The 4,320-nt window shown below is 70.9% G+C and carries 4 protein-coding genes; 1 reads left to right on the forward strand and 3 read right to left on the reverse strand.

Features of this window, described 5'->3' with window-relative positions:
- Positions 1-131: 131 nt before the first annotated feature.
- Positions 132-1,514 carry an STM4012 family radical SAM protein gene (locus G3I19_RS34890; RefSeq protein WP_164267704.1) on the reverse strand — a complete coding sequence of 461 codons (1,383 nt, stop codon included), beginning with the start codon at positions 1,512-1,514 and terminating at the stop codon, positions 132-134.
- Between the two features lie 248 nt (positions 1,515-1,762).
- Here G3I19_RS34890 and G3I19_RS34895 point away from each other — a divergent pair, with 248 nt between their 5' ends.
- The gene (locus G3I19_RS34895; RefSeq protein WP_239075035.1) at positions 1,763-2,881 is read left to right on the forward strand and encodes a DUF1152 domain-containing protein; all 1,119 of its coding nucleotides are present in this window, start codon (positions 1,763-1,765) and stop codon (positions 2,879-2,881) included.
- A gap of 94 nt (positions 2,882-2,975) precedes the next feature.
- Here G3I19_RS34895 and G3I19_RS34900 read toward each other — a convergent pair whose 3' ends face one another.
- Positions 2,976-3,431, reverse strand: a complete 456-nt coding sequence (locus G3I19_RS34900) for a TerB family tellurite resistance protein (RefSeq protein ID WP_164267706.1) — start codon at positions 3,429-3,431, stop codon at positions 2,976-2,978.
- Between the two features lie 68 nt (positions 3,432-3,499).
- A complete protein-coding gene (locus G3I19_RS34905; protein WP_343235304.1) occupies positions 3,500-4,162 on the reverse strand; it encodes an HAD family hydrolase in 663 nt (220 codons plus the stop codon).
- Between the last annotated feature and the right edge of the window lie 158 nt (positions 4,163-4,320).

Genomic DNA, 4,320 nt, shown 5'->3' on the forward strand with positions numbered 1-4,320 from the left:
GGCCGCGGGCGGACCGCCGGCGCCGCCCGCACGGCCGGCGGACGGCGCGGGAAACGGTGCGGACCATGCCTCCCGCGCTGCCCGGACGGGAGCGCACGGAGAGACATGGCCGGACTAGGGGCAGTACCTGCTCAGCGGTCCCGGTAGGACGACATGGCGTCCTTGACCCTGGGGGAGAAGAACAGCGGGCCGATGGCGTCCGCCCAGGCCATCCCCTCCGGGGTCAGCCGCAGCGTGCCGCCCTCGCTGGTGAGCCAGCCGCGCTCGGTGACCAGCGCGAACTGGGCGGGGAAGTCGTCCTGCGGAAGGGTGCCGAACCGCGACCGGTAGCGCTCGACGTCCATCCCCTCGGCCTCCAGCAGCATGTGCAGGATGAACATCCGGCGTCGCTCGTCGTCGTCCATGCGGAAGGACCACTGGGCGCGCCGGAATTCGTCGGTCGGCGTCGCTATGTAGTCGTCGATGATGCGCCTGACCTCGGGCACGGCGACCGCGTAGTCCGTCGTGTAGTGCAGATCGGTCGTGAACGACCGTGCGCCGACGCCCAGTCCGACCATCCCGGCCTGCTGGTTGTACTCACTGATGTTGCTGTCGTCCGCGCCGTCCACGGCGGCGGTGCCGATCCGGCTGAAGACCCGCATCGACGTCTGCCGGTAGCCGGCCGCGAGCAGATACTCCCGCCCGTACCGGTAGAGCCGCAGCCGCTGCTCGTCCCAGAGTTCGCCGCTCTTGTCGTGCCGGGCCATGAGACCGGTCAGCGGGCGTACGTACAGCGGGTAGAGGTAGATCTCCTCCGGTTCCCAGCCGAGCGCCGCGTCCAGCGACACCTTGAAGCTCTGTTCGGTCTGGCCGTCGATGCCGTAGATGAGGTCGATGTTGAGGATCGGGAAGGCGGCCTCCTTCAGCCGGCCGAGGGCCTCCTCCACCTCGGAACGTTTCTGCGGCCGTACGGCGGCACGCGCCTCCTCGTCGATGAAGCTCTGCACGCCGATGCTCAGCCGGGTGGCGCCGCGTTCCGAGAGGACCGCGATCCGGTCGGCGGTGGCGGTGGCGGGAGAGGTCTCGACCGACCACGGCACCGCCCTGAGGTCCGCGCCCATCACGTTCTCGCAGATGTCGCAGAGCTGGACCAGTTCGTCCGCCGTGAGGTAGGTCGGGGTGCCGCCCCCGAACGCCGCGAGGGTGAACCCCGGTGTGCCGTTGGCCTCCAGGGCCTCCCGGGTGACGCGGGCCTGCCGCTCCAGGGTGCGCAGGAAGTTCCGGGTGACCTCCCCGGGTGCGCCGGTGCGGGTGAAGAGGTTGCAGAAGCCGCAACGCATCTCGCAGAAGGGGATGTGGACGTAGAGGGAGAGCGCGTCGAGCCGCTCACCGGCCCATAAATCGGTGAGGAGCGGCCGCTCCGTCCCGAGCCGGTATGCCTTCTGGTGCGGGTAGGCGTACACGTACTGCTTGTACGGCGTGGTCGGTTCATCGGGAACGGAACGGGAGATGTGGACCGGTACAGAGGTTGTCACTTCCGTGATGCTTCCTTCCGGAGTCGATCGGAGCCCAGGTGAAAGTCGCGCCACGTGACAGCATGATCGACAGAGCGTCAGGGATGGCATGAGACGAAATACCGAACTGTTTGGCTTTCTCTTTGCCCAATTTGGATGTTTCCGTGACTTGCCGAAAATCCGCACCTCTGCGATGGCGGCGCCCGCGGCCGCCGCCGGAAGGTGAGTTGGGCTGAAAGTCCGGTCCCGCTGCGATAACCATGTCGTCCATGAAGCGACTACTCATAGCGGCCGGCGGTGGCGGCGACGCCATCGCGACGGCGATGGTGCACGCCGCTCTGCACGGACCGGACGAGCCCGCCCTCGTGCTGACGTACGCCTGGGAGCGGCTGGTCGTCGACCCGGTGCCGGGGCCGCGCCGGCCGGCCGACTTCACCGGCACGGTCCCGGCAGGCCCCACCCTTCGGCTGGTCACCCCGGACTCCGCGCCCCGTCCGCCGGCCGGCTCGCTGCTGCCCAGGCTCGCGGGCGATCTGCGGCCTGCGCTGGGCCTGTTGGACCCCTACGAGGGGGCGGTGGGGCTCGCGCGGCAGATCGCGGAGGCCGCCGCGTACTGCGAGGCCGGCCGGGTCGATGTCGTCGATGTCGGCGGCGACATCCTGACCGACGGCACCGAACCCACCCTGCGCAGCCCGCTCGGGGACGCGCTGGTCCTCGCCGCCTGCGCGCAGAGCGGGATCCCCGCCTCGGTCCATGTCGCGGGCCCCGGACTCGACTCCGAGGTACCGGAGGCCGTGCTGCTGCCGCGGCTCGGCGACCCGCTGCTCACTCTGACCTCCGCGGACACCCGGTCCGTCCGGGCGGTCTTCGACTGGCACCCGTCGGAGGCGGGCGCGCTGCTGGTCGCGGCGGCCCGGGGGGTACGCGGAGTCTGCGGCACCCGCGACGCCCCGCGCCCCGTCACACTCGGCGACGCCAGCCCGCACGTCTACCGGCTGCCCCTGGCCCGTGCTCTCGAAATCAACCCGCTGGCACGGGCGTTGGCGGGGAGTACGAGCCTCGCGGACGCGGAACGGGCGAGCGAACGGGTCTGCGGCTTCTCCGAGGTCGCCAGAGAGCGCGCCCGCGCGGCCCGACCGGGCCCGGAGACGAGCGAGTCACCCGGGGGCCACGCCGCACCCGGTGAACCACGGCCCCTGCCCGAGCGCTTCGCCGCGTGGGAACGGCGCACCGCGGCCGACGGGATCGCCTATGTCACCACCCGCCGGATAGCCGAGGAACTGGCCCTGTCCCCGACGGAACTGGCGGAACTCCGCCACCACCTCAGCACGGCGTCCCCCTCCCGGCACGTCCCGCCGCTGTGGCGGCTGTCGGCGGAGGAGGGGTGACCAGGAGCAGCTGACCGGGCGGTCCGTGAGGCCGCACAGCGCGGCGCAGAAGCGGCGCTGTGCGGCGGGACCGCGCGGTACGGCGCTGCCGTTCCTACAGGTCGAACTCCGTGGGGGCGATCCCGACGGCGAAGCACGCCTCGCGGACCACGGCCTGCTCGGCCTTGTCGAAGTCACCGTCGGCGCCGCCGATCACGATGCCGATCTGGATGACGGCGCGCGCCTCGGTGGGCTTCTTGCTGACCTTGCCGATGGTCTGCAGGATGCTGACCTTGCCGAAGTCGAAGTCGGTGGTGAGCTTCTGGCAGTAGTCGTTGAAACGAGTCTGCAGATCGTCCGCCGTGAAGTTCTTCAGGACTTCGTTGGTGGCGATCAGCGAGGCGACCCGCTGCCGCTCCGCGGCGTCGATGGAGCCGTCGGCCGCGGCGACCAGCGCGCACATGGCCATGCTGGCGTCCCGGAATCCGCCGCTCTTGAGGTCGTTCTTCTTCGCGTCGAGCTGCGTCTGCATCGTCTTCGCAGAGTCCTTGAAGCGGTCCCACAGGGCCATCAGCCGTCTCCTCGTTCACCTGGTGACCATTTTGATCACTCTTTACGGAGAGACAACGGCCGGACCCGTCAGGAAGTGCCCGCCGCGTGATACTCGGCCAGGGCCGCCGCGAGCCGGGTCAGACTGCTGACCCGCCAGTCCGCCGCGGCGACCACTTCGGGGTCGTCGGCCCACATGTGCCCCCACGGCCCGCGCCGCAGATGCGCGGTGCGCAGCCCGGCCGCCCTGGCGGGAAAGATGTCGTTCTGCGGGTGGTCGCCCACGTACAGCGTGGCGTCCGGAGCCGCGCCCGACGCGGCGACGACCCGCTCGAAGAAGGCCGGGTCCGGCTTGGCCACGCCCCACTCGTCCGACGTGGCGACGAGGTCGGCGGGCAGGTCGAGCCCGCGCAGCAACGTGCCTGCTTTCACCGTCTGGTTGCCGGCGACAACGACCCGGTACCCGAGCCCGCGCAGCGCCGAGAGGGCGGGACGCACATCGGGGTAGAGATCGCTCTCGTCGAGGTGTTCGCCCCGGCCCGCGGCCTCCCGTGCGCGGTACGCCTCCGCGATGTCCATGCCGGGTTTGAGCAGTTGCAGAGCGTCGGTGTGGTCACGTCCTCGCGCGGTGACGGCGCCGACGAGCGCGGACACGGTGTGGGAGGGGATTCCGAGCCAGTCCGCCCAGGACCGCCAGTACCGGTCGTCCCGGATGAGGGTCTCGCCGACGTCGAACACGATCGTCTCAATCACCTTGCGCACAGTACGGTGCGCGGGCCCCGCCGACGGGCTGCGGCGACGAACACGCGGGTACGGATCGGGCGGGGACCGAGTACGGACCGAGTACGGACCGGCTGCCGGCGGCCGGGTGCGGGCGCCGGGTGCGGTCCCGGCGCCGGCCGCGCCCTGAC

It is taken from the genome of Streptomyces sp. SID10853, from assembly GCF_010548145.1.
In the GTDB taxonomy this organism is placed as follows: Bacteria; Actinomycetota; Actinomycetes; order Streptomycetales; family Streptomycetaceae; genus Streptomyces.